24 protein-coding genes are annotated in these 25,443 nt (G+C 71.0%); 8 read left to right on the top strand and 16 right to left on the bottom strand.

The genetic code is table 11. The features are described from left to right. Positions 1-47: 47 nt before the first annotated feature. Both AC5020_RS02965 and AC5020_RS02960 read left to right on the top strand, forming a co-directional pair. Entirely contained in the window at positions 48-452 is a 405-nt protein-coding gene (locus AC5020_RS02965; protein WP_377016839.1) for a Fur family transcriptional regulator, read from the top strand. A gap of 70 nt (positions 453-522) precedes the next feature. Then, positions 523-1,065, top strand: a complete 543-nt coding sequence (locus tag AC5020_RS02960; protein ID WP_377793982.1) for a DedA family protein — start codon at positions 523-525, stop codon at positions 1,063-1,065. 35 nt (positions 1,066-1,100) lie between these two features. Here the strand turns inward: AC5020_RS02960 and AC5020_RS02955 are convergent, their stop codons facing one another. Beyond that, positions 1,101-1,949 carry an isoprenyl transferase gene (locus AC5020_RS02955; RefSeq protein WP_464987161.1) on the bottom strand — a complete coding sequence of 283 codons (849 nt, stop codon included), beginning with the start codon at positions 1,947-1,949 and terminating at the stop codon, positions 1,101-1,103. 34 nt (positions 1,950-1,983) lie between these two features. Further along, positions 1,984-2,718, bottom strand: a complete 735-nt coding sequence (gene recO / locus AC5020_RS02950) for a DNA repair protein RecO (RefSeq protein ID WP_377803541.1) — start codon at positions 2,716-2,718, stop codon at positions 1,984-1,986. A gap of 254 nt (positions 2,719-2,972) precedes the next feature. On the opposite strand from recO, the gene AC5020_RS02945 reads away from it, so the two are divergent. Beyond that, positions 2,973-3,713, top strand: coding sequence for an EcsC family protein (locus AC5020_RS02945; protein WP_377016830.1), 741 nt, complete (start codon positions 2,973-2,975; stop codon positions 3,711-3,713). Next, on the top strand, positions 3,710-4,306 hold the full coding sequence (gene thpR / locus AC5020_RS02940) for an RNA 2',3'-cyclic phosphodiesterase (RefSeq protein ID WP_464987160.1): 597 nt from the start codon (positions 3,710-3,712) through the stop codon (positions 4,304-4,306). Before AC5020_RS02945 ends, thpR begins: the two co-directional genes overlap by 4 nt. Positions 4,307-4,392: 86 nt before the next feature. Here thpR and AC5020_RS02935 read toward each other — a convergent pair whose 3' ends face one another. After that, positions 4,393-6,744 (bottom strand): M28 family peptidase, encoded by a 2,352-nt coding sequence (locus tag AC5020_RS02935; RefSeq protein WP_464987159.1) that lies wholly within the window; start codon positions 6,742-6,744, stop codon positions 4,393-4,395. Positions 6,745-6,855: 111 nt separating this feature from the next. On the opposite strand from AC5020_RS02935, the gene AC5020_RS02930 reads away from it, so the two are divergent. After that, complete coding sequence (locus AC5020_RS02930) at positions 6,856-8,046, top strand: EamA family transporter (protein ID WP_464987158.1); 1,191 nt, start codon at positions 6,856-6,858, stop codon at positions 8,044-8,046. Between the two features lie 29 nt (positions 8,047-8,075). On the opposite strand, the gene leuA is transcribed toward AC5020_RS02930, so the two are convergent. The 6 genes from leuA to AC5020_RS02900 form a co-directional block, all read right to left on the bottom strand. Beyond that, a complete protein-coding gene (gene leuA / locus AC5020_RS02925) occupies positions 8,076-9,785 on the bottom strand; it encodes a 2-isopropylmalate synthase (protein WP_464987248.1) in 1,710 nt (569 codons plus the stop codon). 308 nt (positions 9,786-10,093) lie between these two features. Continuing rightward, positions 10,094-11,047 (bottom strand): GTPase Era, encoded by a 954-nt coding sequence (gene era, locus AC5020_RS02920; RefSeq protein WP_377794177.1) that lies wholly within the window; start codon positions 11,045-11,047, stop codon positions 10,094-10,096. A 34-nt stretch (positions 11,048-11,081) separates the two neighbouring features. Further along, on the bottom strand, positions 11,082-12,416 hold the full coding sequence (locus tag AC5020_RS02915) for a hemolysin family protein (protein ID WP_464987156.1): 1,335 nt from the start codon (positions 12,414-12,416) through the stop codon (positions 11,082-11,084). A gap of 46 nt (positions 12,417-12,462) precedes the next feature. Beyond that, entirely contained in the window at positions 12,463-12,924 is a 462-nt protein-coding gene (gene ybeY, locus AC5020_RS02910; RefSeq protein WP_464987155.1) for an rRNA maturation RNase YbeY, read from the bottom strand. Then, positions 12,921-13,973, bottom strand: coding sequence for a PhoH family protein (locus AC5020_RS02905; RefSeq protein WP_377016817.1), 1,053 nt, complete (start codon positions 13,971-13,973; stop codon positions 12,921-12,923). Before AC5020_RS02905 ends, ybeY begins: the two co-directional genes overlap by 4 nt. A gap of 6 nt (positions 13,974-13,979) precedes the next feature. Beyond that, the gene (locus AC5020_RS02900; RefSeq protein WP_377016815.1) at positions 13,980-14,342 is read right to left on the bottom strand and encodes a histidine triad nucleotide-binding protein; all 363 of its coding nucleotides are present in this window, start codon (positions 14,340-14,342) and stop codon (positions 13,980-13,982) included. A 104-nt stretch (positions 14,343-14,446) separates the two neighbouring features. Between AC5020_RS02900 and AC5020_RS02895 the strand changes: the two genes are divergently transcribed. Beyond that, positions 14,447-14,989, top strand: a complete 543-nt coding sequence (locus AC5020_RS02895; protein WP_464987153.1) for an NADPH-dependent FMN reductase — start codon at positions 14,447-14,449, stop codon at positions 14,987-14,989. Between the two features lie 56 nt (positions 14,990-15,045). Here the strand turns inward: AC5020_RS02895 and AC5020_RS02890 are convergent, their stop codons facing one another. The 3 genes from AC5020_RS02890 to hrcA all read right to left on the bottom strand — a co-directional run bounded on the left by AC5020_RS02890 (position 15,046) and on the right by hrcA (position 18,119). Continuing rightward, positions 15,046-15,834 (bottom strand): 16S rRNA (uracil(1498)-N(3))-methyltransferase, encoded by a 789-nt coding sequence (locus AC5020_RS02890; protein WP_464987152.1) that lies wholly within the window; start codon positions 15,832-15,834, stop codon positions 15,046-15,048. 29 nt (positions 15,835-15,863) lie between these two features. Further along, complete coding sequence (gene dnaJ / locus AC5020_RS02885) at positions 15,864-16,988, bottom strand: molecular chaperone DnaJ (protein ID WP_377016809.1); 1,125 nt, start codon at positions 16,986-16,988, stop codon at positions 15,864-15,866. Positions 16,989-17,108: 120 nt separating this feature from the next. Next, entirely contained in the window at positions 17,109-18,119 is a 1,011-nt protein-coding gene (gene hrcA / locus AC5020_RS02880) for a heat-inducible transcriptional repressor HrcA (protein ID WP_377016807.1), read from the bottom strand. Positions 18,120-18,308: 189 nt separating this feature from the next. Between hrcA and AC5020_RS02875 the strand changes: the two genes are divergently transcribed. Both AC5020_RS02875 and AC5020_RS02870 read left to right on the top strand, forming a co-directional pair. Continuing rightward, complete coding sequence (locus tag AC5020_RS02875) at positions 18,309-19,205, top strand: DUF3097 domain-containing protein (protein ID WP_494564385.1); 897 nt, start codon at positions 18,309-18,311, stop codon at positions 19,203-19,205. 290 nt (positions 19,206-19,495) lie between these two features. Continuing rightward, positions 19,496-20,569 carry a DUF4870 domain-containing protein gene (locus AC5020_RS02870; protein ID WP_464987150.1) on the top strand — a complete coding sequence of 358 codons (1,074 nt, stop codon included), beginning with the start codon at positions 19,496-19,498 and terminating at the stop codon, positions 20,567-20,569. A 237-nt stretch (positions 20,570-20,806) separates the two neighbouring features. On the opposite strand, the gene hemW is transcribed toward AC5020_RS02870, so the two are convergent. From hemW to AC5020_RS02850, 4 genes are all read right to left on the bottom strand, one after another. Next, positions 20,807-22,036 carry a radical SAM family heme chaperone HemW gene (gene hemW, locus AC5020_RS02865; protein WP_464987149.1) on the bottom strand — a complete coding sequence of 410 codons (1,230 nt, stop codon included), beginning with the start codon at positions 22,034-22,036 and terminating at the stop codon, positions 20,807-20,809. After that, positions 22,033-22,758 (bottom strand): MOSC domain-containing protein, encoded by a 726-nt coding sequence (locus AC5020_RS02860; RefSeq protein ID WP_464987148.1) that lies wholly within the window; start codon positions 22,756-22,758, stop codon positions 22,033-22,035. The genes hemW and AC5020_RS02860 overlap by 4 nt, the downstream gene beginning before the upstream one ends. After that, entirely contained in the window at positions 22,755-24,641 is a 1,887-nt protein-coding gene (lepA, locus tag AC5020_RS02855) for a translation elongation factor 4 (protein ID WP_377016797.1), read from the bottom strand. The genes AC5020_RS02860 and lepA overlap by 4 nt, the downstream gene beginning before the upstream one ends. Before the next feature lie 142 nt (positions 24,642-24,783). Next, the gene (locus AC5020_RS02850) at positions 24,784-25,434 is read right to left on the bottom strand and encodes a M23 family metallopeptidase (protein WP_464987147.1); all 651 of its coding nucleotides are present in this window, start codon (positions 25,432-25,434) and stop codon (positions 24,784-24,786) included. Between the last annotated feature and the right edge of the window lie 9 nt (positions 25,435-25,443).

Here is a 25,443-nt window from a genome sequence, read left to right as displayed (position 1 = left end):
ATCACGTCGGGATGGAGGTCCCGAACCGGATCAGGGACAATGGAGGGATGCAACGGAACACCCGCCAGCGTGCCGCGATCCTCGAGACGCTCTCGCGACAGGATGACTTCCGCAGCGCCCAGCAGATCCACGAGCAGATGAAGGCCGACGGGGAGACCGTCGGCCTGGCGACCGTGTACCGCAATCTGCAGGCGCTGAGCAAGGCCGGCAGCCTCGACGTGCTCGTCGCCGATGACGGCGAGGCGCTGTACCGCCAGTGCGCCGACAGCGGCCACCATCACCATCTGGTGTGCCGCGAATGCGGGCGCACCGTCGAGTTCCTCGCTCCCGAGCTCGAGGCCGCCATGACCTCGATCGCCGGCAGGAACGGCTTCACCGACCTCGACCACACGCTGGAGGTCTTCGGGCTGTGCACCGAGCACGCTCCCGCGGACCGGGCCGTCTCCGGATGAGGGCGACCTGATGATGGCGCAGACCTCATGACGCAGCGGGCCCGATGACCCCGATGACGGAGCCGAGCAGATGATGGAGTGGATCGGATCGCTGCCGCTGCTGCCGGCGATCGCTCTGCTCTATCTGGTGATCCTTCTGCGCGCCGGCGGCACCTATGCCCTCGGCCGCGGTGCGAACCGGCTCGCGGACCGCGGTCGCGTCGCTGATCTGCTGCGCCGTCCGCGCGTGGTCCGCGCCATCGGCATCGTCAACCGCCGCGGCGCACCCGTCGTGGCGATCAGCTTCCTGACCGTCGGCTTCCAGACGGCCGCCAATGCCGCCGCCGGGCTCACCGGGATGCCGCTGCGTCGCTACCTGCCCGCACTGGCCATCGGCGGGCTCGCATGGGCGGTGGTCTACGCGACCGTCGGCCTCACCGCGCTGTTCCTGTGGGTCGAGCTGTTCCTGCGCAGCCCCGGGGTCGCCGCCGTGGTGCTGCTCGCGCTCGCGGCCGGCGTCCTCGTCCTGGTACGTCGCGCGCGCGGGCGCCGGGCAGCCGATCCCGCAGAGGTGGGCGCAGACCCCGACGAGGCGGCGGTCGATACGGGCGAGGGCTCCGACGGGATGCGCTGAGGGGACCGATGGGATGCGCTGAGCAGCGGGCGAAGTCAGGACCGAGCCGGCGCGGATCCCGTCGACGTGCCATCGCCCGCCGGGGGCTCGTCGGCCGCGAGCGCATCGATCGCTCCCCCGTAGCGGCGGTCGCGGCGCGCGTACTCCGTGATCGCCCGCCACAGGACCCGGCGGTCGATGTCGGGCCACAGCTCCGGGACGAACACGAGTTCCGCGTAGGCCGACTGCCACAGCAGGAAGTTCGAGGTGCGCTGCTCCCCGCTGGTGCGCAGGAACAGGTCCACGTCGGGCATCCCGGGGTCGATCAGATGCTTGGTGAGGGTCTTCTCGGTGATCCCGCGCCCGCTGAGCCGGCCGGCGCGTGCCTCTTCGGCGACGGCGCGCACGGCGTCGACGATCTCGGCGCGGCCCCCGTAGTTCACGCACATGTACAGCGTCATCCGGGTGTTCTCGCGCGTGAGCTGCTCGGCCTCCTGGAGTTCCCGGATCACGCTGCCCCACAGCCGCTGCGCGCGGCCGATCCACACGATCCGCACGCCCCAGGAGTTCAAGGTGTCCCGCTGGCGGCGCAGCACCGAGCGCGAGAAGCCCATCAGGAAGCGGACCTCGTCGGGGGACCGCTTCCAGTTCTCCGTGGAGAAGGCATAGGCGGACAGGTGCGTGACGCCGATCTGGAGAGCGCCGGCGACGACGTCCAGCAGTGCGGCCTCGCCGGCCTCGTGACCGGCGGTGCGCGGCAGTCCGCGCTGGTTGGCCCAGCGGCCGTTGCCATCCATCACCACTGCGACGTGGGCGGGGATGGTGGGTGCGGGCAGATCGGGGGGCTGCGCGCCGCTGGGGTGCTCGAACGGCTGCTCGCCTCCGCGCTCGGATGCGCCGGGCATAAGGTCTCCTCCAGGGTCTCTCGCGCGGACGCGCTCAGCGCTCGACGTAGCTCAGGGAGCGCACCGAACGCTCCAGGTGCCAGGTCACGGTGTCGCTGATCAGGCGACCGGCCTCGTGGGCCACCGTGTCCTCGGCCGGGACGACATTCTCCCAGTCCCCCGCCAGCAGGAAGATCATGTGCTCGATCGCCGACTGCCGCACCGCGATCGCCCCGGGACGGCGGCACCCGGTGCAGACCAGCCCGCCCGCGCGGACGTCCAGGGCGTGATGCGGGCCGGGAGCGCCGCAGGAGGCGCACATCCGCAGCTCGGGGGCCCACCCGGAGACGGCGAGGGTGCGCAGGAGGAAGGAGTCCAGCACCAGGGGCGGTGCGACCCGGCCCTCCCCCATCGCGCGCAGCGCGCCGACCAGCATCAGGAAACCGCGCTGGCTGGGATCGACGACCTCGTCGGTGAGCCGGTCGGTGGTCTCGAGCATGGCGCTGGCGGCGGTGAAGCGGCCGTAGTCCGCGCTGATCGCCACGGCGAACGGTTCGATGGTCACGACCTGGGTGACGGTGTGCAGATTCTTGCCCGCGTGCAGCTGGAGGTCGACGAGGCTGAACGGCTCCAGACGGGCACCGAAGCGGCTGCCGGTGCGGCGCACGCCCTTGGCGACCGCACGCACCTTGCCGTGGCGCCTGGTCAGCAGCGTGATGATGCGATCGGCCTCGCCCAAGGGGTGGGTGCGCAGGACGATCGCATCGTCTCGATAGAGCTTCTGCTGCATGGTGCCTCGAGCCTACGACCAGGGGCTCACGGACGGGCGCACCTGCGAGCGGTGTCGGCCAGGAGGTCCATCACGTCAGTGCTCAGGGCGACCCGCGCGATCGGTGGTCCCGGGCCATGGTGGGCGCCGAGGGCCCCGGCCCGCCGCACCGAATGGTCGGGACGTGTCGCCGTCAGCGCCCGACGACGGCATGATGGCCGCACGCGATGGGCGCCCGTCCGGGCAGCCGGAGACGAGACGAGGAGGGATTCGCCGTGGGCATCCTCGGAATGCTGCGCCGTGACCGCAGGACCACCAGCACGGCACGTCAGGCGCTGAAGGAGGCCCGCAGAGGTCCTCGCGCCGAGAGCGAGCCGGCCGCCGCGGACGCGAGCGGTGGAGCGCTCCAGCGCCTGGTCGAGACGTTCCGCGACATCGGACTGGACGGCAAGCTCAGCTACTCCTCGGCGCAGGACATCGCCCGGTGGGCGCAGCGCGGCCGGGGGCGGAAGCGCCCGGAGGTCGCGATCCGCCGCATCGTGCGTCGCCATCGCCGCGGCGTGACCGTGGCGGGCTTCCTCACCGGTCTCGGCGGCATCTTCACGCTCCCCATCCTGCTGCCGACCAACGTGGTCGAGTTCTACGTCCAGTCCACCCGCATGGTCGGCGCCATCGCCGTGGTGCGCGGGTACGACGTCGACGACGAGGACGTCCGGGTCCGCGTCCTGGCAGCGCTGATGGGCGAGGAATCCGGGGACGTGCTCAAGAACGTCGGGCTCGGTCCGGTCGCCGGAGTCGCCACGCGCACCGTCGCCAAGCGCCTGCCGACCAGTCCTCAGTCCGCCGTCGCCGGCGCCATCGGCGGGCGGATCCTGCGCAAGTTCGGCCTGCGCTCGGTGCGTCTGTTCGGCAAGGCGATCCCCGGCCTCGGCGGCGTGCTGGGGGCCATCGGGGACCGTGCTCAGCTGGCACGGATCGCGAAGGCGGCCAGGGAGAGCTTCCCGCCGGCCGCATGATGCGGGTCTTCGTCTCGATCCGGCCCTCACCGGATGCCCTGGACCATCTCGCCTCCGCACTGGACGAGGTGCGGTCGCGGACGGGACTCTCCTTGCGCTGGGGAGACGCCGCCCAGTGGCATCTGACTCTCGCCTTCCGTCCCGACCTGCCCGACGGGGCGGTCGATGAGGCCCTGGCCTCGCTCGCCGAGGTGGCCGCGCGGCACGAGCCGATGGATCTGCAGCTCTCCGGGGCGGGGACGTTCAGCAGCCGCACGCTGTGGATCGGGGTCGGCGGGGAGGTCGATCGTCTCGGCGCCCTTTTGAGCGAACAGCTGTTGGGCGAGGAGGATCGTGAGCGCCGGCGGGCCCACCTCACGGTCGCACGGGTCTCCGCCCGGGCACCGCGAGCGCGCCGCCGTCGTTCGCGCTGGGACCCGCCGCAGCCGGATCCGACGCAGGTGATGCTCGCCGACGCCGTCCATGCGCTCTCCGTCTACCGCGGGCCGATGTGGCGGACCGACGAGATCGAGCTGGTCACCTCCCGCCTCGGGCAGGGCCGTTCCGGTGGTCCGCTGCACGAGGTGCTGGGCGCCGTCCCGCTGGGAGGGTGAGGCCGGCCCACGGACGATGACCGGATCGGGACCGGAGTTCTCGCGATGCCGCGTGCAGAGTCGCCCTGGTGTTCTCGATGCCCTGTTCAGCTCGTCCGGATCGTGGAGCTCACCGTGACGTGGGGCTGCACGAGGGAGACGTCCTCCGCGGGCTCCGTCCAGCCACCGGCGAGAGACGGCTCGAAGATCGTCTCGCGCACCGTCAGCTCGGCGCCGGCGGCGAGCGAGAACTCGATGGTGATCGTCTGCCCCGCGCGCACCCCGACGATGCGGACCTCACCCAGGCCGCCGTCGGCACGGACGGGGGTCCCGTCGACCGTGACGTCGGTCAGCGTCCCCTCCTCCGGCACGAGCAGGAACTCGGAGGCGTCCCGTGGCGCGGTGATGGTCAGCTCCGCGTCCGTCCTCCCGTCGGCCGTGTCGGCCCGCAGGTCGTACGTCAGCGGCTCCAGCTCGGTGGTCGCGGTCGTCCCGTCCAGCTGCTCACCCCAGTCGGTGGTGCCGGTGGCCTCCCAGGTCGTCTGCCCGCTCGCCCCGTCCACATGTGCGGTGACGCGCTCCTGGATCGGCTCCGGGGAGGCGAGGGTGACGGCGGAGGCTCCGAGGGTCAGCCCGATCGCGAGCACCGCCGGGAGGACGGGGATCAGCACGCGGTGCGGGCGCCGAGCTCGGTGGCGCGCCCGCACCCGGCGACCCAGGAACAGTGGCGCGGCGGCCGCCACGGTCAGGATCGTGGTCCCGGCCAGCCCACCGGCCGAGGAGGCGATGCCGAACTCCATCAGCGCCGAGATCTGCGCGCCGAGCGTCCAGCCGACGACCACCAGCGCCACCGCCCGCACCACCAGTCCCACAGCGGGCGGGAGGAGCACCGCGGCCAGCGCCCCGATCGCGGCGACTGCGGCCGGCAGGATCATGGCCATCCCGAGACCGGGAAGGAGCAGGCCGAGAGAGGTCAGCAGAAGCAGCATCGTGATCGCCGCGCCATGGAGGAGTGCCTGGCGCGTGATGAGGATCCGTGCCAGCACCCACGCGCCCGCCACCACGGCCGCAGCGGCCATCAGCTCGGCGACGAAGAACAGCTCGGCGCGGACGGGCTCGCACGTCGTCTGCGAGAGCATCTCGGGGCTCGCTGCGGCGGCCGCCTCCCACAGCAGCGCCCCGGCTCCGGCGCCGAACATCACCGCCACCAGGCCCGCGAGCACGCCGCCCAGGACGCCGGGAAGGGTGAGCTCGCCGCGCCGGCGCCGCACCAGCACGGCCGCCAGCAGCGCCATGGGGGCGAGGACGCTGATGACGCCCACCGCGGCCGGTGGCAGGGCGATGATCCCCCACGGAGCGGTGGTCTGGACCGGTTGCTCCCCGGCCCGTTCCTCGAGCGCGCCGAGATCCCGCTGCGCCAGGTCCCGGGTCAGCGCCAGGGTCATGTCGCCGTAGTGTTGGAGGGTGCCCCGGTCCAGATGGGCGGCGTCGTCCTGGGGGCTGTGATACGCCCACGAGTCGTCCGTGATCGCCATGTCCATGCCCCACCAGCCCGCCTCGCGGTACACGGTGAAGTCGGTGTCGTTGGGGATGAACTCGAACAGGGCGCCGGTGAGGGACTCGAACTCGGGATGCGGCATGGCGCCGTACACCGGGTGCATGGGCCCGTTCGATCGCGTCACCGTGGGGCGACCGGAGACGCCGCGGGCTTCGTGGTTCAGGACCACGACAGGCTCGGTGAGGTCGCCGGCGTGCGCGTCGACGAAGGCCTGCGAGCCGAGCAGGCCGGGCTCCTCGCCGTCGACCAGGAGGATCACGAGGTCGTTGCGCTGCGCCTCGGGTCCCAGGGCGCGGACGGTCTCGAGGATCACGGCGAGCCCGACCCCGGCATCGGCCGCCCCCGGCGCATTGGGCACCGAATCGATGTGCGTTCCCAGCACGATGGTGCCCGTGGGATCGGTGCCGGGTCGGGTCGCGACCAGGTTGCGGGTGTAGCCCGCCGAGCCGAAGCCGGCGCCCGTGTCGGTATCGGCACCGGGGACCGTCCGGGCGCCGATCGACTCCTGCGTGGTGGTCTCGAAGCCGAGCTCGGCCAGACGGTCCGAGAGCAGGGCGTGGGCCTCGGCATCGGCATCGGAGCCGACGGGCCGAGGCTCCGCGACCGCGGGCGCGGCGGCCTCGCTCGCCCGCGCAGCGCTGAAGACGTCCGAACTCGCATCGGCGCCGACCGGGGTGCTCACGCCCCGGGAGGAGAATCCGATCGTGGCGGCGGCCAGGAGCACCACGAGCAGTGCGAGGCCCTGCCATCGGCCGAGCAGCGTGCCGCCTCCCTCGCCGTGCGCATGACCCGGTGCTCCGGCCTGAGTGTCGCCATGCTGAGGGTCGGTGTGAGCGCCGGGCTCGGGTGCGGAGCTCGTACTGTGCGGAAGCGGGGCCTCGTCCTCCGAGTGCGTCGTCATGGCACCTGTCTACCCGGACCCCCACGGCCCTGTCTGTCGTTCTCCCGAACGAGATGTGACCTGCGCGCCCGCGAAGTGGACCGGCCGGGCCCGGCCGGGCACAGTGGAGTCGTGAAGACACCTGGTTACTCCGCCGGCCCCGCACCGTCCGGACCCGCTCCGGCCGACGGCACATCGAGTGGCCGGGCGCAGGCCGGTCCGGCCCCGGCGGGCACCGCCGGCACTGCGGCGGACGGTACGGTCGCTGCGGGCCCGCCGGTGGTGCCCATCCTGTTCATCCTAGGCTCGTGCTTCTCGGTCCAGTTCGGGGCGGCCCTGGCGACCCATCTCTTCCCCGCGCTCGGCTCCTGGGGGACCACGGCGCTGCGTCTGGGCCTGGCGGCCGTGCTGCTGATGGTGATCGTCCGCCCGAAGTTCCACCGCTTCACCCGGCAGCAGTGGATCGCGGTGGCGGCCTTCGGAGTCATCGTCGGCGCCATGAACGGCAGCTTCTACAGCGCGATCGACCGCATCCCTCTGGGCACGGCGGTCGCGATCGAGTTCCTCGGACCGCTGACGGTCTCGGCGGTGCTCTCGACGCGTCGCACCGATCTGCTGTGGGTGGCGCTCGCCCTCGCCGGAGTCAGCCTGTTCGGTCTCGAATCCTTCACCGGCGCGGGGGCCCTGGACGGGATCGGGGTGCTGTTCGCTCTGTTCGCGGCCGCCTGCTGGGGCCTGTACGTGCTCGCCAGCGCCAGGGTGGGCAAGCTGGTGCCCGGCCAGGGTGGGCTCGCGGTCGCCATGGCGATCGGGGCGCTGGTGGTGCTGCCCCTCGGCGCCCCGGGAGCGCTGATCGGACTCATGGACCCGCAGCTCCTCGCTCTGGCCGCCGGCACCGCCGTGCTGGGGTCCGTGCTGCCCTACAGCCTCGAACTCGCTGCTCTCCGGCGCCTTCCCCGCCACGTGTTCGGGATCCTGCTCAGCCTCGGACCGGTGGTCGCGCTGATCGCGGGCGTGGTGATGATCGGGCAGGAGGCCACCTTGCTGCGGGTCGCCGCGGCGGTCTTCGTCGTCGGCGCGAGCATCGGCGTCACCGTGACCAGCCACCGGGCGGCGCACCAGGCACGCAGTGGCTCCGAGTCCGAGGCGCCGGGCGCGGCTGACGGCGATCCAGCGGCGGACTGGGAGCTGCCGGCGCCCACCCAGTCCACCCTCACCGGCGAGATGCCCGTGATTCCTGACCCGGACGCCCGGGTCGACGACACGCCGACGGCGACCCGAGCGCTGGGCGAGGACGGCCGCTCCGGCTCCGAGACGCTCTGAGCCTGCGGCGCGCTCAGCCCGGAAGGCGTTCAGAGCCGCGCGCGGTGCTCGCGGTTCAGGGCGGAGATGATCGCCTCGAGGGATGCCCGGGTGATGGATCCGTCGATGCCGACGCCCCAGAAGATCCGGTCCCCGATCTCGCACTCGATGTACGACGCCGCCAGGGAGTCGTCGCCCTCGGTCAGGGCGTGCTCGGCGTAGTCGAGGATCCGCACATCGATCTTGCGCTCGGCCAGGGCCTTGACGAAGGCGTCGAGCGGACCGTTGCCGATCCCGGTGATCTCGTGCTCCTGCCCGTCGATGACGAGCTGGACGGTGATGCGGTCGGCGCCCTCGCCGGTGGATTCCTGGGTCATGCTGCGCACGCTGAAGCGGCCCCACCGGCGGGCCTCCTCGTGGGAGGGCAGGTACTCGTCGGTGAACGCGTCCCAGAGCTGCTCGGCGGAGACCTCACCGCCGTCCGAGTCGGTCTTGTCCTGGACGATGCCGGAGAACTCGATCTGCAGGCGTCGCGGGAGGTCGAGGCCGTGCTCGGTGCGCAGGAGGTAGGCCATCCCGCCCTTGCCGGACTGCGAGTTCACGCGGATGACCGCTTCGTAGGAGCGTCCCAGGTCCTTGGGGTCGACCGGCAGGTACGGGACCCGCCAGACGGCGTCGGCGACGTCCTTCCCGGCAGCCTCAGCGTCGCTCTGCATCCGCTCCAGGCCCTTCTTGATGGCGTCCTGGTGGGAGCCGGAGAACGCCGTGAAGACGAGGTCGCCGCCGTAGGGGCTGCGCTCGGGCACCGGCATCTGGTTGCAGTGCTCGACCGTGCGGCGCACCTCGTCGAGATCGGAGAAGTCGATCTGCGGGTCGATCCCCTGGGTGAACAGGTTCAGGCCGAGGGTCACCAGATCGACGTTGCCGGTGCGCTCGCCGTTGCCGAACAGGCAGCCCTCGATGCGGTCGGCCCCGGCGAGGTAGCCCAGCTCGGCGGCGGCGACCCCGGTGCCGCGGTCGTTGTGGGGATGCAGGGACAGCACGAGGGAATCCCGGCGGTCGAGGTGGCGGTGCATCCACTCGATCGAATCGGCGTAGACGTTCGGGGTGGCCATCTCCACGGTCGCCGGCAGATTGATGATCATCTTGTCGCTCGGCGTCGGCTTCACGACGTCGATCACCGCATTGCACACGCGCAGGGCGTAGTCGAGCTCGGTGCCCGTGTAGGACTCCGGGGAGTACTGATAGGTGATCGCCGTCTCCGGGATCGTCTCGGCGTACTTGGTGCACAGCAGCGCGCCCTGGACGGCGATGTCCAGGACCGCGTCCTCGTCGGCCCGGAAGACGACGTCGCGCTGGACGACGGAGGTCGAGTTGTACAGGTGCACGACCGCCCGCTTCGCGCCCGCGATCGCCTGGTACGTGCGCTCGATGAGGTGCTCGCGGCACTGGGTGAGGACCTGGATGGACACATCTTCGGGGATCCGGTCCTCCTCGATGAGGGTGCGCACGAAGTCGAAGTCGGTGCGGGAGGCGGCCGGGAACCCGACCTCGATCTCCTTGTATCCCATCGCGACCAGGAGCTCGAACATGCGCAGCTTGCGCTCGGAGTTCATGGGGTCGATGAGGGCCTGGTTCCCGTCGCGCAGGTCGACGGCGCACCAGCGGGGGGCGCGGGTGACGCGCCGGGTCGGCCAGGTGCGGTCCGGCAGCTCGACGCGGATCTGCTCGTGGAAGGGCAGATACCGGTGGGTGGGCATGCCCGAGGGCTGCTGCGGTGTATCGCCCGTGGAGCCGAGGACGGGAGCCGACGGATCGCCGACGGCGGCGATCTCCGGCGCGGACGGCGCAGCGGACGAGGTGGCGGCGGACGAGGTGGTGGTCTCGTTCATGAGGGAATCCTTCTCGCTGGGGTACCGGTCGCCGGACAGCACGTCAGCCGCGGCGGGGTCCCGGCGTTCAGGTCCCGACGCGGCGGCTAAGCAGCAGAAGCGATCCACTCACGCTGGTCACGGTAGCACCGCGCGAGCGGGCGTCGATCGACGCTCGCGATCCGAGACAGCGCACGTCAGAAGCCCAGGCGACCAAGCTGCTTGGGATCGCGCTGCCAGTCCTTGGCGATCTTCACCCGCAGGTCCAGGTGCACCTTGCGCCCCAGCAGCTCGTTGATCTCCGTGCGGGCACGGGAGCCGACGTCCTTGAGCCGGGACCCGCCCCTGCCGATGATGATGCCCTTCTGGCTGTCGCGCTCGACGAACAGCGTCGCACGCACCACCAGGCGTCCCTCGCCCGGTGCGACCTCTGCGAAGGGGTCCCCGTCGGGGTCTGTCTCGACGACCTCCTCGACCACCACGGCGATCGAGTGCGGGAGCTCGTCGCGCACGCCCTCGAGCGCCGCCTCCCGGATCAGTTCGGAGATGCGGTCATCGCGGGTCTCCTCGGTGAGCTGGTCGTCGGGGTAGAGCTGCGGGCTCTCGGGTAGGTGCGTGGCGACCACGTCCAGGAGCACGTCGACCTGCTCGCCGGTGACGGCGGAGATCGGCACGATCTCGTCGAAGTCGATGAGCTGGTCCACGGCCATGAGGTGCTCGGCCAGCCGGTCGCGGGCCACAAGATCCGTCTTGGTCACGATCGCGATCAGGCGGGGGCCGCGCCGGCCGCTGCGCATCTCGGCAAGATCCTGGGCGATGAACCGGTCACCGGGACCGATCTTCTGGTCCGCGGGCAGGCAGAAGCCCACCACATCGACCTCGCTGAGGGTCTCGCGCACCAGGTCGTTCAGACGCTCCCCCAGCAGCGTGCGGGGCCGGTGCATACCGGGGGTGTCGACCAGGATGATCTGGGAGTCCGGCCCGGTGACGATGCCGCGGATCGCACGCCGGGTGGTCTGGGGCTTGGTGGAGGTGATCGCGACCTTCTCCCCCACCAGAGCGTTGGTCAGGGTGGACTTGCCGACGTTGGGCCGGCCCACCAGGGCGACGAAGCCCGCGCGATGGACGGGGGATTCCTGCTCGGTGTTCATGCTCGGGCTCTGTTCGTCATTGCTGTCCTGGTGATCAGTCATCCTCGTCCTCCTGGTCGGTCTCGGCCGCTGGGTCCTCGGGCGGCTGCGCCCGCGAGACGATCACGGTGGAGAGTCTGCGGCGTCGCCCTGCGGTCTGCTCCGCTTCCAGGGCGAGTCCGTAGGCCTCGGCGCGGGACCCGACGATGGGCACGTGGCCGGTCACCTTGCCCAGCAGCCCGCCGACGCTGTCGATGTCGTCGTCCTCGATCTCGCGGTCGAAGAGCTCGCCGACCTCCGAGAGCCCGGCCCGTGCGGGCACACGGTAGCGGCCGTCCCCGAGGTCCTCGATCTCGGGTTCGGCAGGGTCGTGCTCGTCGGCGATCTCGCCCACGATCTCCTCGAGGATGTCCTCGATGGTGACGATGCCGGAGACGCCGCCGTACTCGTCGACCACCACGGTGATGTGGACGTGGCTGGTCTGCATCTGCCGCAGCACCTCGTCGGCCGCGACGAACTCGGGCACGAACCGGGCGGGACGCATGATCTCCGCGACAGGACGGTCCGGGCTCGGATCCCACGGTGAATGGATCGCCTTGAGCACGTCTTTGACGTAGAGCATGCCGCGCAGATCGTCGGCGCTCTCGCCGATCACCGGGATGCGGGAGAAGCCCGAGCGCACGAACAGGCGGACAGCCTCCTGCGCCGGGGCGTCCTCGGCGATCGCCACCATGTCGGTCCGGGGGACCATCAGCTCCCGCACCATGGTGCCGCGCAGGTCGAAGACTCCCTGGATCATGTCCCGCTCGCCGTCGGCGACGTGCTCGTCCTCCAGGGCGCGGTCGACGGTGCGACGGGCGTTCTCGGCACCGTCCTCGCCGCCTTCCTGCCCACCGGACCACGCTGCGCGGTTCTGCCCGACCCGCGCCAGCGCGCCGGCGGGCAGCCACAGCAGCCCGCGGGCCGCGGCCACCAGCAGGCGGTTGGCGATGAGGACCGACTCGGGTCGGCGGCGGCCGATGGCTCGCGGGGAGATCGCGAGGACCGTCAGCAGCAGCGTCCCGGCGATCACCACGGTGACCAGGGCGGGCAGTGCCCATCCCGCTGCGCCGGGGACGTCCAGGGCGGTGTAGGCGATGCCCGCCACCGAGACGACGGCGAGGGTCTCTGCCAGCACGCGACCGAGCGCGACCGAGGCGAGGGTGCGTGCGGCATCGGCGTGCTGGGCCAGGACACGGTCCCGGACCGGGGCCGGCCGGTCCCCGACGGCCTTCTCCAGGGTCCCGCGGGAGACGACCAGATGCGCGGAGTCGACGGCGCCGAGCAGGGCAGCGATCACGAGTGCCGCCAGCGCCAGCGGGGTCAGGATGAGGAGGGCACCGGTCAGCATGTGCGTGATCCGTCCCGCGGGATGGGACGCGGCGCGGGGTCGGCGGTCACCTCTCGCGCCGGGACGCGAGGAACGTCAGCAGCAGCTTGCGCTGGAGGTCGAACATGACGCGGCGCTCGTCCTCCTCCATGTGGTCGTATCCCAGCAGGTGGAGGATGGAGTGACAGGTCAGCAGCATCATCTCCTCGACGGCGCTGTGGCCGGCCGCGGCGGCCTGCTTCGCCGCGACGCTGGGGCACAGGACGACGTCGCCGAGCAGACCCTCCGGCGCCGGATGCTCGGGAGTGCCCGGAGTCAGCTCGTCCATGGGGAAGCTCAGCACATCGGTGGGCCCGGGCTCGTCCATCCACTGCACGTGGAGCTTCTCCATCGCCTCCTCGTCGACGAAGAGGATCGACATCTCGGTGGCCGGATTCAGGTGCATCGTCTCGAACACGAAGCGGGCGAGTTCGACGAACTCGCGCTCGTCGACGCTGGTGGTGGTCTCGTTGCGGATCTCGATGGTCATGATCCATTGCCCTTCGTGGCGCGGCGTCGGGATTCGCGGTTGCCGCCGGGGCCGACCTCCCAGCGTCCGTAGGCCTCGACGATGTCGGTGACGAGCCGATGGCGGACCACGTCGCGCGGGGACAGCCGGCAGAACGAGATGTCGCCGACGCCGGAGAGGACCTGCTCGACCACTCGCAGTCCGCTCTTCTGGGAGCCGGGCAGGTCGACCTGGGTGACGTCGCCGGTGACGACCATGGTGGAGTTGAAGCCGAGGCGGGTCAGGAACATCTTCATCTGCTCGGGCGTGGTGTTCTGCGCTTCGTCGAGGATGACGAAGGCGTCGTTCAGGGTGCGCCCGCGCATGTAGGCCAGCGGTGCGACCTCGATGGTCCCGGCGGCCATCAGCCGCGGAATCGACTCGGGATCGAGCATGTCGTGCAGCGCGTCGTAGAGCGGCCGCAGGTAGGGATCGATCTTCTCGTTCAGCGAGCCCGGGAGGAATCCCAGCCGCTCCCCCGCCTCCACCGCGGGCCGCGTGAGGATGATCCGGTTGACCTCCTTGTTCAGCAGCTGCTGAACCGCCATGGCGACGGCGAGGTAGGTCTTGCCGGTGCCGGCGGGGCCGATGCCGAAGGTGATGGTCGAGGTTTCGATCGCCTCGATGTACTTCTGCTGTCCGAGGGTCTTGGGGCGGATGCTGCGCCCGCGGGAGGAGAGGATCGTGCGTGAGAGCACCTGTTCGAGCTGCTCGCCCTGGGCACGCTCGTCGCCGTACAGGTTCGCCGCGCGCTGGACGGCCTCGGCGGTGACGGCCTGACCGCTGCCGGCGAGTCCGATGAGACTGCGCATGATGTGCTCGCTGCGGCGCAGGGCGTCCTCGGTGCCGCGCAGGGTGACCTGGTGGCCGCGCACGTGGACATCGGTGTCGGGGACGGCGTCCTCGAGGGCGGCCAGGGCCTGATCGTTCTCGCCGAGCACCTGGAACGGGCTGAGGTGATCGGGGATCGCCAGCCTCCGTTCATGCACCTCGGGGGTGCGGCCCGGGGGCGGGTTCACAGCATCAGTCAAAGTCGGTCACATCTCTTCTTCTGCGAGCGATCCGCCCGCGAGGACGTGCGCGTGCACATGGAATACGGTCTGCCCGGCGCTGGCGCCGGTGTTGAAGATCAGACGGAAATCGCCATCGCCCAGGTCCGAGGCGACCTTCGAGGCGACGGAGGCGGTGCGGGCGAGCAGTTCGGGCTGTTCGGCCAGCTCCCGAACGTCGCGCCGGTGCCGGCGCGGGACCACGAGAACGTGCAGGGGCGCCTTCGGATGCAGATCCCGGAAGGCGATCACCTGATCGTCCTCGTACACGCGGTCCGAGGGGATCTCCTCGGCCACGATCTTGCAGAAGATGCAGTCGGGGTCGCGGTCGTCGGCGGCGGTGTTTCCCATGTCCGAAGTCTACGGGAGCGGTACCGGCCGGGAGCGAGTCATCGCACACGCGGCGCGTACCAGCTGGCCATACCCCGGCCGATGTATGAGAACGTTCAATCATCATGACAAAGCTCGGAATCATCATCGCCAGTGCCCGCCCCAACCGTGTCGGGGAGCACGTCGCCCAGTGGGTCGCCGAGACCGTCGGCGACCGCTTCGACGTGGACCTCATCGACCTGCGCGAGGTCGCACTCCCCGCCTTCGACGAGCCCGCCGCCCCTCGGGCCGGTGGGGACAAGACGACCGCTCACGGCCGCAGCTGGGCGCAGCGCATCGCCGCGCTGGATGCCACCGTCATTCTCACCCCGCAGTACAACGGCTCCTACCCCGGCGCCCTGAAGAACGCGATCGACTTCCTCTACGCCGAGTGGAACGACCTGCCCACCCTGCTGGTCGGTTACGGCTGGCGGGATGCGAACGAGGTGCTGCCGGTGCTGGAGGCGCTGATGACGCGCGTCGGCGCAGACGTGGTGGACACCATCGGGCTGGGCTTCGGCGAGGACCTCTCGGCCGGGGGCGAGCTGTCGGTCCGCGAGGAGAAGGTCGCTCAGCTGCACGAGGCCGCCGAGGCCCTGGCCGCCGAGGTTCCCGCGCACGCGGGCTGATCAAGGCTCCCGCGCGAGTTCTCGCGCACCCTGGCTGGTCGACTCCCGCCGCAGGGTCAGCCCCAGCGCCCCACCAGGCTGCTGAGAACCGCGAGTGCCGCGGGACCGGCGGTCGAGGAGCGCAGCACCTCGGGACCGAGCAGGACGGAGCGGGCGCCCGCCGCATGCAGGGCGTCCAGCTCCTCCGGGGAGATGCCGCCCTCGGGCCCGACCACCACCATGATCTCCTCGGTGCCGTCCTCGCTCGCCCGGCGCAGCTGATCGGCGAGGCCCATCAGGCCCACCGATTCCTGCTCATGCAGGACCAGCACCAGCGAGCCGCCCTCGGTGCGCGACCTGACGTCGGCGACGAGCTCCTTGGTCGTCACCGGCTCGTCGACTACGGGGATCCCCGCACGGCGGCACTGCTTCACGGCCGCTCGCACGGTCCCGGCCCAGCGCTGCCTCCCCTTGCGCAGCTTCTCCCCGCGCCAGACGGAGACGGAGCGCTGCGCGATCCACGGCACGATCCGATCCGCGCCCAGCTCGGTCGCGGACTCGATCGCCTGCTCATCGCGGCCACCGGTGGCCAGTGCCTGGACGAGGCTGAGCAGGGGAAGCCGCTGCACCGCAGGCGTCGGATCGGCCAGCAGCTCCAGCTCCAGGGCGTCCTTGTGCGCGACGGTCACCTCGGCGAGGACCTGCCGGCCGGGGGCGTCGGTGAGCAGCACCTGCTCGCCCACGCCGATGCGGGCCACCTTTGCCGCGTGCCGGCCCTCGTCGCCGTCGAGCGTGAGCGCCTCACCCGCGCGGGCGGCGGCGAGGGCATCATCGAGGATCAGGAAGCCGGGCGGGGTCGTCGGCATGGGCGCTCACCTCTCCCGTCGGCGCCGGCTCAGAACTCGCGCAGGCGGTCGCGGAGCTTGGCGAAGGGGCCGTGGCCGCGGCGGCGGGTGCTCTCGTCTCCCCGCATCGCGGCGAACTGCTCGAGCAGCTCCCTCTCCTCGTCGCTCAGCGAGGTCGGCACGGAGACGTCCAGGACGACGCGGATGTCCCCGCGGCGCTCACGGCGCAGCGGAGTCACCCCGAGGCCCTTGAGGGTGATCTCCTCGCCGGGCTGGGAGCCGGGCTTGACGTCGATCTCCTCGGTGCCGTCGAAGGTCTCCAGCGGGATCGTCGCACCCAGGGCGGCAGAAGTCATGGGCACGGACATGGTCACCACGAGGTCGTCGCCGTCGCGCTCGAACATCTCGTGCTCGTTGACCGCGAGCTCGACGAACAGGTCGCCGGCAGGACCGCCGGCCTCACCGGTCTCGCCCTCGCCGCGCAGCTGGATGCGGGTGCCGTTCTCGACGCCGGAGGGGATGCGCACGGTCACGCTGCGCTCAGCGGGCGTGCGTCCGTGGCCCGAGCAGGCGGTGCACGGGGATTCGATGACGTCGCCGTGGCCCTCGCAGGTCGGGCACGGTGCCATGGTCACCATCTGGCCCAGCAACGACTGGGCGACGCGCTGGACGTGGCCGCTGCCGTTGCAGGCGGTGCAGCGGGTGGGGCTGGTGCCGGGCTCGCAGCAGGAGCCGTCGCAGCGCTCACAGCGCACTGCGGTGCGGAAGGTGACCTCCTCCTCGGTGCCGAAGACGACGTCGCGCAGGTCGATCTTGACCCGGCGCAGGACATCGCCGCCGCGGCGCTGACGGGGCACCGGACCCTGGCCGCGGCCGCGCATGCCGGCGGCGCCGGCGAACATGTCGAAGATGTCGTTGAAGTCGAATCCGGCGCCACCGCCGCCGGGGAACCCGCCACCCATGCCCGGGCCGCCGCCCATGTCGTACTGGCGGCGCTTGTCGGGGTTCGAGAGCGTCTCGTAGGCCTGGGAGACCTTCTTGAACCGCTCGGAGGCCTCGGGATCGGGGTTCACGTCCGGGTGGAGGGTGCGGGCGAGCTTCCGGTACGCCTTCTTGATCTCCTCGGTGGAGGCGTCGCGGGAGACGCCGAGGAGCTCGTAGTAGTCATCGTTCACGGTGAAGGATCCTTACCGGGGAGTCGGGGCGTCCGGGGGCCGCGGCGTGCGGCGAGCGGGCGCGGGGCGGTGGGTGCTTGCGGTCGGGAACGCGGTGCGAGGCGTGCGCGCACGCGCGGGTCATTCGAGATAGCGGGAGACGTACCGGGCGATGGCCTGGACGGTGGAGATGCCGCTGACGTAGTCCATACGACTGGGGCCGAGGATCGCCAGGTGCGAGCCGGCACCGTACCCGGCGCCAACCACAGCCGCCTGCTGGAGGACCTGGTCCTCCAGCTCCGAGCCGATGCGCACCTCGACGGACCCCGGCGAGGCGTGCATCTCGGTGAACAGCCGCAGCAGCACCAGCTGCTCCTCGAGAACGTCCAGCAACGGCTCCACATCCCGCGCGAAGTCCTCGGCGGAGCGGGCGATGTTGGCGGTCCCGGCGAGCATGATGCGGTCCTCGGCGCGGGTGGCGGCGAGGGCCGACAGCGCCTCGGTCACCTCCGCGACGGAGGCCTTGTCCGCGTGCGGGGTGACCTCCAGCAGGTCTGCCACGGGCCGCTCGAGATCGGTGACCTCGCGGCCGGCGATATAGCGGTTCAGCTGGTCGCGCAGATCCACGTAGAACTCGGCAGGCCGGGCGGCCAGCACCGGGACCGTGCGCTGATCGACGCGGCCGGACTCGGTGATCAGCACGATCAGCAGCAGGGACTCGGCGACCTTGACCAGCTCGACATGACGGATCCGGGCCTGGCGGCGCGCCGGGTACTGGACCATCGCCACCTGCTGGGTGAGCTGAGCCATCAGCCGCACCGTGCGACCGAGCAGCTCCTCGACGTCGCCGGCGTCCTCGAGCAGGGTCTGGATGGCCCGGCGCTCAGGGGCCGAGAGCGGTTTGACCGTCGCCACGTGGTCGACGAAGGCGCGGTAGCCCTTGTCCGTGGGAACCCGGCCGGCCGAGGTGTGGGGCTGATGGATCAGCCCCTCCTCCTCCAGCACCGACATGTCGTTGCGCACGGTGGCGGCGGAGACCTCGAGCTCGTGCCGCTCCAGGAGGGACTTGGAGCCCACGGGCTCACGCGTGGAGACGTAGTCCTCGACGATCGCGCCGAGGATCTGCAGCTTCCGGGCGTCCGTGTCCCTCACCTCCTGCTCTGCGTACGGACATCTCGATCTCGATGTCGGCTTCCGGCCGGTGCTCGAGCCGCTCGCGGGCCGACGGGCTCCTGGACGCCGACGGACCACCGGGAGCGAGGCTGGCACCTACCGTTGCCGAGTGCCAATCCTACGCGTCCCCGGCGGGGCTCGCAGGGAGGTGTTCGCCACCGGTGTACGGTGTCGCGCGTGCCTGCAGCATCCGATCGCTTCCCTGACCGGTACGGCTCCGACGTGCTCTCCTCCGGTCCGCCCGCTCATCATCGCCGCCGCCCCGTGGCCCGTGAGGTCGCCGCGCAGCGCGACCTCGTCGTCGAGGAGGCCTCGACGGGCTTCACCGGGGCCATCACCCGCGTCGAGAAGATCGCCGGTGAGCTGATCGTCGAGCTGGAGGACGGCCGCGGCAAGCGCCGCACCTTCCCGCTGGGCCCCGGCTTCATGATCGACGGCAAGCCGGTCGTGCTCACCCGTCCCGCGCCGCGCAGCCAGGCCCCGGTGCGCAAGCGCTCCGCGAGCGGCTCGGTCTACGTCGAGGGGGCGAAGGCCCGCACCGCGCGCGCGTCGCGGATCTGGGTCGAGGGCACCCACGACGCCGAGCTGATCCAGAAGGTGTGGGGCCATGACCTGCGCATCGAGGGCATCGTCGTGGAGCAGCTCGAAGGCGCCGACAACCTCGTCGAGCGGGTCCAGGACTTCGGGCCGTCCGCCGGCCGCAGGCTCGGGATCCTCGTGGACCACCTGGTGCCCGGCTCCAAGGAATCGCGGATCGCCGCCGAGGTGATGAGGCTTCCCGGCGCCCAGGGCAACGTCTCCGTGCTCGGGCATCCCTACGTCGATGTGTGGCAGGCGGTGCGACCTGCTCGGGTGGGCCTGACGAGGTGGCCCCACATCCCCAAGGGCACCGACATCAAGGTCGGCACGCTCGCCGCGCTCGGCTGGCCCCACGCGGACAAGGCAGACATCGGCCAGGGCTGGCAGCGGATCCTGGCGACCGTGCGCTCGTACGCAGATGTCGAGCCCTCCCTGTCCGGACGCATCGAAGAGCTCATCGACTTCGTGACGGTCGACCCCAGCTGATCGACGTACTGCGAGGAACGAGCGGTAGGAGACCAGCACGTCCAGCACCGCTGATCGACGTACTGCGAGGAACGAGCGGCAGGAGACCAGCACGTCCAGCACCGCTGATCGACGTACTGCGAGGAACGAGCGGTAGGAGACCAGCAGTTCCCGCACAGCTGATTCAGCGGGGGAAATCCCCCACCGGACCCGGCGGTTCGCCCTGGAGACCTGGGCCACTGCGCTCGTTAGGCTGGTCGTGTCAGCCCGACGCCGGCCCGAGGGGCCGGCCCGTCCTCGAAGAGGGAATCATGAGCCAGACTCCGCATCCACACGATCCGTTCGGCACCGAGCCCGCCACTCCGGCACCCGGCTCCGATCCCGCTCCGGCCGACGGCAGCTCGCACGAGGAGACCGGTCAGTCCGTGCCCGGCGCGGGCCCTGCCGAGGCCTCGCAGTCCGCGGCCGCTGACGAGGCCGGCGCCGGGCAGACCGAGGCGTCGCCTCGCGGTCCCGCCGGCGACGAGGAAGTGGGCAGCCCCACCTCGGATCCGGCACTGCACCCGCACGACCCGTACGCGTACGACGCCGGCCCCCAGGCCGCGGCCACCTCGCCCGGAGGAACCGCCTCGATGCCGCCCGCCCAGGACCCTTCGGCCTCCGGACCGGCAGGCGCACAGGATCCGTACGGGGTTCCCGCTTCACCCGCTGCCCAGGATCCGTACGAGGTCCCGCCGTCGGCTGATGGCCAGCCCCACTACGCCGCGCCGGCTTCCGGTGCCGGCGCCGGAGCCGGGCAGGGTGGCTACCCCGGCGGTGCCCCCGGCCAGAGCGGCCCGCAGAACCTGTACGGCGCGCAGGGGCAGCCCGGCGGTCAGCACCAGTACGGTGCCCAGGGTCAGTACGGGCAGCAGAGCCACGGCGCTCAGGGCGGAGCGCCCGGAGCGGCCGACCTCAACACGCCGCCCCCGGGAATCAAGGGCGTGCACGACGGCCCGCTGGGCGGTCAGCCGATGCAGGATTCTGATGCCAGGACGTGGGCTCTCGTGGTCCACCTCGCCGCCCTGCTGCAGTTCGCGATCCCGTTCTTCGGCGGCCTTGTCGCGCAGATCGTCCTGTTCGTGATCTTCAAGGATCGGAACCGGTTCGTGCGCTACAACGGCGCCGAGGCGCTGAACGGCACGATCGCCGCCATGATCACGTCCTTCGTCCTGGGGATCGCCTTCGCGATCATCACGGTCATCACCCTGGGGATCGGGTCGTTCCTGTTCGGTCTGCTGTTCATCCCCCAGGTGGTCCAGGCGATCTTCGCCATCATCGGCGCGGTGAAGGCGTACCAGGGCGAATGGTGGAACTACCCGCTGAACCTGCGTCTGGTGAAGTGACGTCCCGGCCCGGTCCGCGGACCGGGCCGGCCGTGACCGTCAGCGGGACGTGGATCGCATCTGCCGCCCTATACACCGGGCACCCTCGATTCACGTCCCGTCGGTGGTCACCAGCTACGACGAACGCGGCGCACACAGCAGAACGAGCAGCATGACGTCACTCCAGGCGCCGGGATCACGGTGCTCGCGAAAGCGGCATCGCGTCGTTCCCGGCGCCGGCGCGCTGCAACCATCGGCTCAGGGCACGAGGTCGCGGATCACCGCGTCGGCGAGCAGACGACCCTGACGAGTCAGCACGGCACGTCCCTCGGTCAGCGCTTCGGGCTCGAGATGGCCCCGGTCGCGGTGGACGGCGAGCATCGCCCTGGTCTGCTCGGGAACGGCCCCCACGGCCAGCCCGTCGGCGATCCGCAGTTCGAGCATGATCCGCTCCACGGCGCGGTCCTCGTCGGGCACCTGCTCCGAGTCGGCGACCGGGAGGGAGCCCTCGGCCAGGGTGGCCGCGTACCGGCTGGGATGCTTGAGGTTCCAGGAGCGCAGCCCGTCGCGGTGCCGGTGCGCGCCGGGGCCGATCCCCCACCAGTCGCCGCCCCGCCAATAGGCGAGGTTGTGCCGCGAGCGCTGTTCGGGGGTGCGCGCCCAGTTCGAGACCTCGTACCACTCGAGCCCCGCCGCGACGGCGAGGTCGTCGACCAGCTCGTACTTGTCGGCCATGTCGTCGGGATCCGGGGCCTGGAGCTCGCCGCGGCGCAGCTGACGGGCCATCGCCGTATTGCCCTCGATGATCAGCGAGTACGCGGAGAGATGGTCGATGTCGCAGGCCAGGGCGGCCTTCACGGATGTCTCGACGTCGGCGAGGGTCTCCCCCGGCGTGCCGTAGATCAGATCCAGGCTGACGTCTAGCCCGGCTTCGCGGGCCCAGGCCACCGCCTGCGGAACACGCTCGGGGTCATGCGTGCGGTTCAGGGTGGCCAGCACCAAGCGCACGGCGGACTGCATCCCGAAGGAGACGCGGGTGATGCCGCCCTCGGCGAGTCGGGCCAGGGACTCCCGGGTCACGGAATCGGGGTTGGCCTCGGTGGTCACCTCGGCGTCCTCGGCCAGCGGGATGAGGCCGCGGAGGTGATCGAGCATCGCGACGAGATCGTCGGCCGGCAGCAGTGTCGGCGTGCCGCCGCCGAAGAACACCGTGGAGACCCTGTCGTAGGTGTACCCGGCGGCCGCGTCCTCGGCGAGGGTCAGATCCATCTCGGCCATGGCATTGGCGGGGTACTCCGCCTGCGAGCCGCCGCCGCCCAGCTCGGTCGCCGTGTACGTGTTGAAGTCACAGTAGCCGCAGCGGACGGCGCAGAACGGCACATGGATGTAGACCGACAGCTCGCGCCCGGGGCGCGGTGAGGAGGTGGCAGTGCGCGCCGGGGCGGTGCGGGCCCCGGCCGTGGCGGCGCCGGTGTCCAGGACTGTCATGCCGCGGCCGGTGCCAGACGTTCCACCCGCCGCTGCAGCTCACGGTGCAGCGCGATGCCGGAGCTGCGTGACCAGTCCGCCAGGCGACGGGCCTGGTCCCGGTCCCGCGCTCCGCGGTAGACGCCGGCGACCGTGATGCCGTGGCCCGGGGTCTCGTCGACGACCATCGCGTCGCCGGCCCTGATGGCGCCCGGCCTGAGCACCCGAAAATACACGCCCGTACGGCCGCGCTCGTGGTACATGGCGCGGAAATCATCCCGGCCGATCCACCGGGCGAACGTCGCGCACGGGGTGCGCGGCGCGGTCACCTCCAGCAGAGCGGTCCCGACCCGGACCCGCGCCCCGAGCTCGAGATCATCCACGGCAAGGCCGCCGACGTGCAGGTTCTCGCCGAGGGAACCGGCAGGGACCTCGCGGCCCAGCACCTCGGCCCAGTGCGCGGATTCCGCGGCGTCGAGAGCGTAGACGGCCTGGTCGGCGCCACCGTGGTGCTTGCGATCGGCCTGGACGTCGCCGTACATGCCCAGCTCCGCGACCGGCACCGGCCCGTCGACGGGGCGCTTGTCGATGCCCGTGGTGCCCACGCTGCCCGGATCGGGCCGTAGCTGGGAGACGACGCACACGGCCTCGATGGTCCCGGCGGAACCGGCCGGCAGAGTCGGGGACCCCGCGATATCGGTGACGAGGGAGATGGTGGCGAGGGAGGTCTCGGGAAGGGTCACTTCTTCTTGCCGTCCTTGGCCTTGCCGTCGCCGCCGCTGGCGCCGTCGGAGGACAGGGCCGCGATGAAGGCTTCCTGCGGAACCTCGACGGATCCGATGTTCTTCATGCGCTTCTTGCCCTCCTTCTGCTTCTCCAGCAGCTTGCGCTTGCGGGAGATATCACCGCCGTAGCATTTGGACAGCACGTCCTTGCGCATCGCGCGGATGTTCTCGCGGGCGATGATCCGGGCGCCGACGGCCGCCTGGATGGGCACCTCGAACTGCTGGCGCGGGATGAGGTTCTTCAGCTTCCCTGCCATCTCGACGCCGTAGCCGTAGGCCTGGTCCCGGTGCACGATGGCGCTGAACGCGTCCACGGGTTCGCCCTGGAGGAGCATGTCGACCTTGACGAGGTCGGCGGTCTGGGAACCGGCCACGTCGTAATCGAGGGAGGCGTAGCCGCGGGTGCGCGATTTCAGCTGGTCGAAGAAGTCGAAGACGATCTCCGCCAGAGGCAGGGTGTAGCGCAGCTCGACGCGATCCTCGCTGAGGTAGTCCATGCCGCCGAGGTTGCCGCGCTTGGACTGGCACAGCTCCATCACGGCCCCGATGAATTCGCTGGGCACGAGGATGGTGGCCTTGGTGATCGGTTCGCTGATCTCGCGGATCTTGCCGCTGGGGAAGTCCGAGGGGTTCATGACCTCGACCTCGGTGCCGTCCTCCATCACCACCTGGTACACGACCGACGGGGCGGTGGAGATGAGGTCGAGGTCGAACTCCCGCTCCAAGCGCTCACGGATGATCTCCAGGTGCAGCAGTCCCAGGAAGCCGACGCGGAAGCCGAAGCCCAGCGCCGTGGACGTCTCGGGTTCGTAGTTCAGGGCGGCGTCGTTCAGCTTCAGCTTGTCCAGGGCATCCCGCAGCACGGGGTAGTCCGAGCCGTCGATCGGGAACAGTCCGGAGTAGACCATCGGTTTGGGCTCGGAGTAGCCGGCCAGGGGGTCGGTCGCGCCGCGCACGGAGCTGGTGACGGTGTCACCGACCTTGGACTGGCGCACGTCCTTTACCCCGGTGATCAGGTACCCGACCTCTCCCGGGCCGATGCCCTGCGTGGGCTGGGGCTCCGGGGAGCTGACGCCGATCTCCAGCAGTTCGTGCTGCGCCCGGGTCGACATCATGGTGATGCGCTGGCGGGACGTCAGGGACCCGTCGAAGACGCGGATGTAGGTCACCACGCCGCGATAGGTGTCGTAGACGGAGTCGAAGATCATCGCGCGGCAGGGGCCGTCCGCGTCCCCCGTCGGCGGCGGAAGCGTCTTGACGAGATGATCCAGGAGGTCCTCGACCCCGAGCCCGGTCTTGCCGGAGACGCGCAGGACGTCCGCGGGATCGACGCCGACGAGCTGGCCGATCTCGGCCGCGTACCGCTCGGGGTCCGCGGAGGGGAGGTCGACCTTGTTCAGCACGGGGATGATGGTGAGGTCGTGCTCCATGGCGAGGTACAGGTTCGCCAGCGTCTGGGCCTCGATGCCCTGGGCGGCGTCCACCAGCAGGATCGCGCCCTCGCAGGCGGCCAGCGACCGGGAGACCTCGTAGGTGAAGTCGACGTGGCCGGGGGTGTCGATCATGTTCAGCGCATAGTTGACGCCGTCGACCTGCCACGGCATGCGCACGGCCTGGCTCTTCACGGTGATGCCGCGCTCGCGCTCGATGTCCATCCGGTCGAGGTACTGGGCGCGCATGGCACGCTCCTCGACCACGCCGGTCATCTGCAGCATGCGGTCGGCCAGCGTCGACTTCCCGTGGTCGATGTGCGCGATGATGCAGAAGTTGCGCAGGCGCTCCTGGGGTGTCGACGCGGGAAGGATGTCCCGGGCCTCGTCGGCCGCGATCCTCGGGGTCACCGGCTTACGTCCTCTCCTCGTTCGTGGTCCCCCGCACAGTCACGGGGCATCGGTTCATCGTCTCATGAAGGGCCGCGGCCTTCCCGCCCCATCCCCGGTCACAGGTGGACGTCACATGCCCGGGCAACGCCCGGGCGGCCCGTCATCCGGCGTCGACGACCTCGCCGTTCCGGGGTAGCCCCGCGGGGCAGACGGCCGGCGGGAAGCTGAAGGGAACGGGACCGGCGGCCGACGGGTCGGCGGCGTCCATCGCCTGGAGATGCAGGTGCGGTTCGGTGCTGTTGCCGGAGTTGCCGCACCGTCCGATCTGTTCACCGGCCGCCACCGTCTGCCCGGGGCGCACGGTGACGCTGCCGCGCCGCAGATGGCACAGCGCCACGAACACCGCGGGGCCGGGACGCTCTGCCCGCAGGATCACGTGGTTCCCGGCCAGTGCGGGCCATCCCTCTGCTGCTCGACGCGCCTGGGTCAGGGCGTATCCGATCGAGGGGATGCCGCGGTGTGCCGCATGGTCCTCCGCGGCGTCACGGATCGCGTGGACGGTCCCTGCCAGCGGTGCCAGCACCGGCCTGCCGAAGCCGGGGAACTCCGCCGGCGCCTGGGGCCGGAGCAAGGACATGACCGTCAGGGGAGCGGTCCGGTCGCGAGCACCGACCGGGACCAGGTCGATCGAGTGCGCGAGGGCGAACAGCTCGGTGCCGTGACTGGGCACCCGGTTCGCCGGGCTGTTCTGCGTGAGCCAGCGCCCCCGGACGGGCAGGGAGACCACGAGCCGTGCCGACGGTGGCGTCACGACGACTCG

Source organism: Brachybacterium sp. SYSU DS0246 (assembly GCF_059391765.1).
The sequence above is the reverse complement of the archived record's forward strand: the minus strand, read 5'-3'. Positions and strand labels throughout refer to the sequence as shown.

Bases quoted from the DNA above. Each gene is read 5' to 3' on its own strand.
- AC5020_RS02965 (WP_377016839.1), top strand. From the start codon at position 48: ATGCAACGGAACACCCGCCAGCGTGCCGCGATCCTCGAGACGCTCTCG.
- AC5020_RS02960 (WP_377793982.1), top strand. From the start codon at position 523: ATGATGGAGTGGATCGGATCGCTGCCGCTGCTGCCGGCGATCGCTCTG.
- AC5020_RS02955 (WP_464987161.1), bottom strand. From the start codon at position 1,949: ATGCCCGGCGCATCCGAGCGCGGAGGCGAGCAGCCGTTCGAGCACCCC.
- recO (WP_377803541.1), bottom strand. From the start codon at position 2,718: ATGCAGCAGAAGCTCTATCGAGACGATGCGATCGTCCTGCGCACCCAC.
- thpR (WP_464987160.1), top strand. From the start codon at position 3,710: ATGATGCGGGTCTTCGTCTCGATCCGGCCCTCACCGGATGCCCTGGAC.
- AC5020_RS02935 (WP_464987159.1), bottom strand. From the start codon at position 6,744: ATGACGACGCACTCGGAGGACGAGGCCCCGCTTCCGCACAGTACGAGC.
- leuA (WP_464987248.1), bottom strand. From the start codon at position 9,785: ATGCCCACCCACCGGTATCTGCCCTTCCACGAGCAGATCCGCGTCGAG.
- era (WP_377794177.1), bottom strand. From the start codon at position 11,047: ATGAACACCGAGCAGGAATCCCCCGTCCATCGCGCGGGCTTCGTCGCC.
- AC5020_RS02915 (WP_464987156.1), bottom strand. From the start codon at position 12,416: ATGCTGACCGGTGCCCTCCTCATCCTGACCCCGCTGGCGCTGGCGGCA.
- ybeY (WP_464987155.1), bottom strand. From the start codon at position 12,924: ATGACCATCGAGATCCGCAACGAGACCACCACCAGCGTCGACGAGCGC.
- AC5020_RS02900 (WP_377016815.1), bottom strand. From the start codon at position 14,342: ATGGGAAACACCGCCGCCGACGACCGCGACCCCGACTGCATCTTCTGC.
- AC5020_RS02895 (WP_464987153.1), top strand. From the start codon at position 14,447: ATGACAAAGCTCGGAATCATCATCGCCAGTGCCCGCCCCAACCGTGTC.
- AC5020_RS02890 (WP_464987152.1), bottom strand. From the start codon at position 15,834: ATGCCGACGACCCCGCCCGGCTTCCTGATCCTCGATGATGCCCTCGCC.
- AC5020_RS02870 (WP_464987150.1), top strand. From the start codon at position 19,496: ATGAGCCAGACTCCGCATCCACACGATCCGTTCGGCACCGAGCCCGCC.
- hemW (WP_464987149.1), bottom strand. From the start codon at position 22,036: ATGACAGTCCTGGACACCGGCGCCGCCACGGCCGGGGCCCGCACCGCC.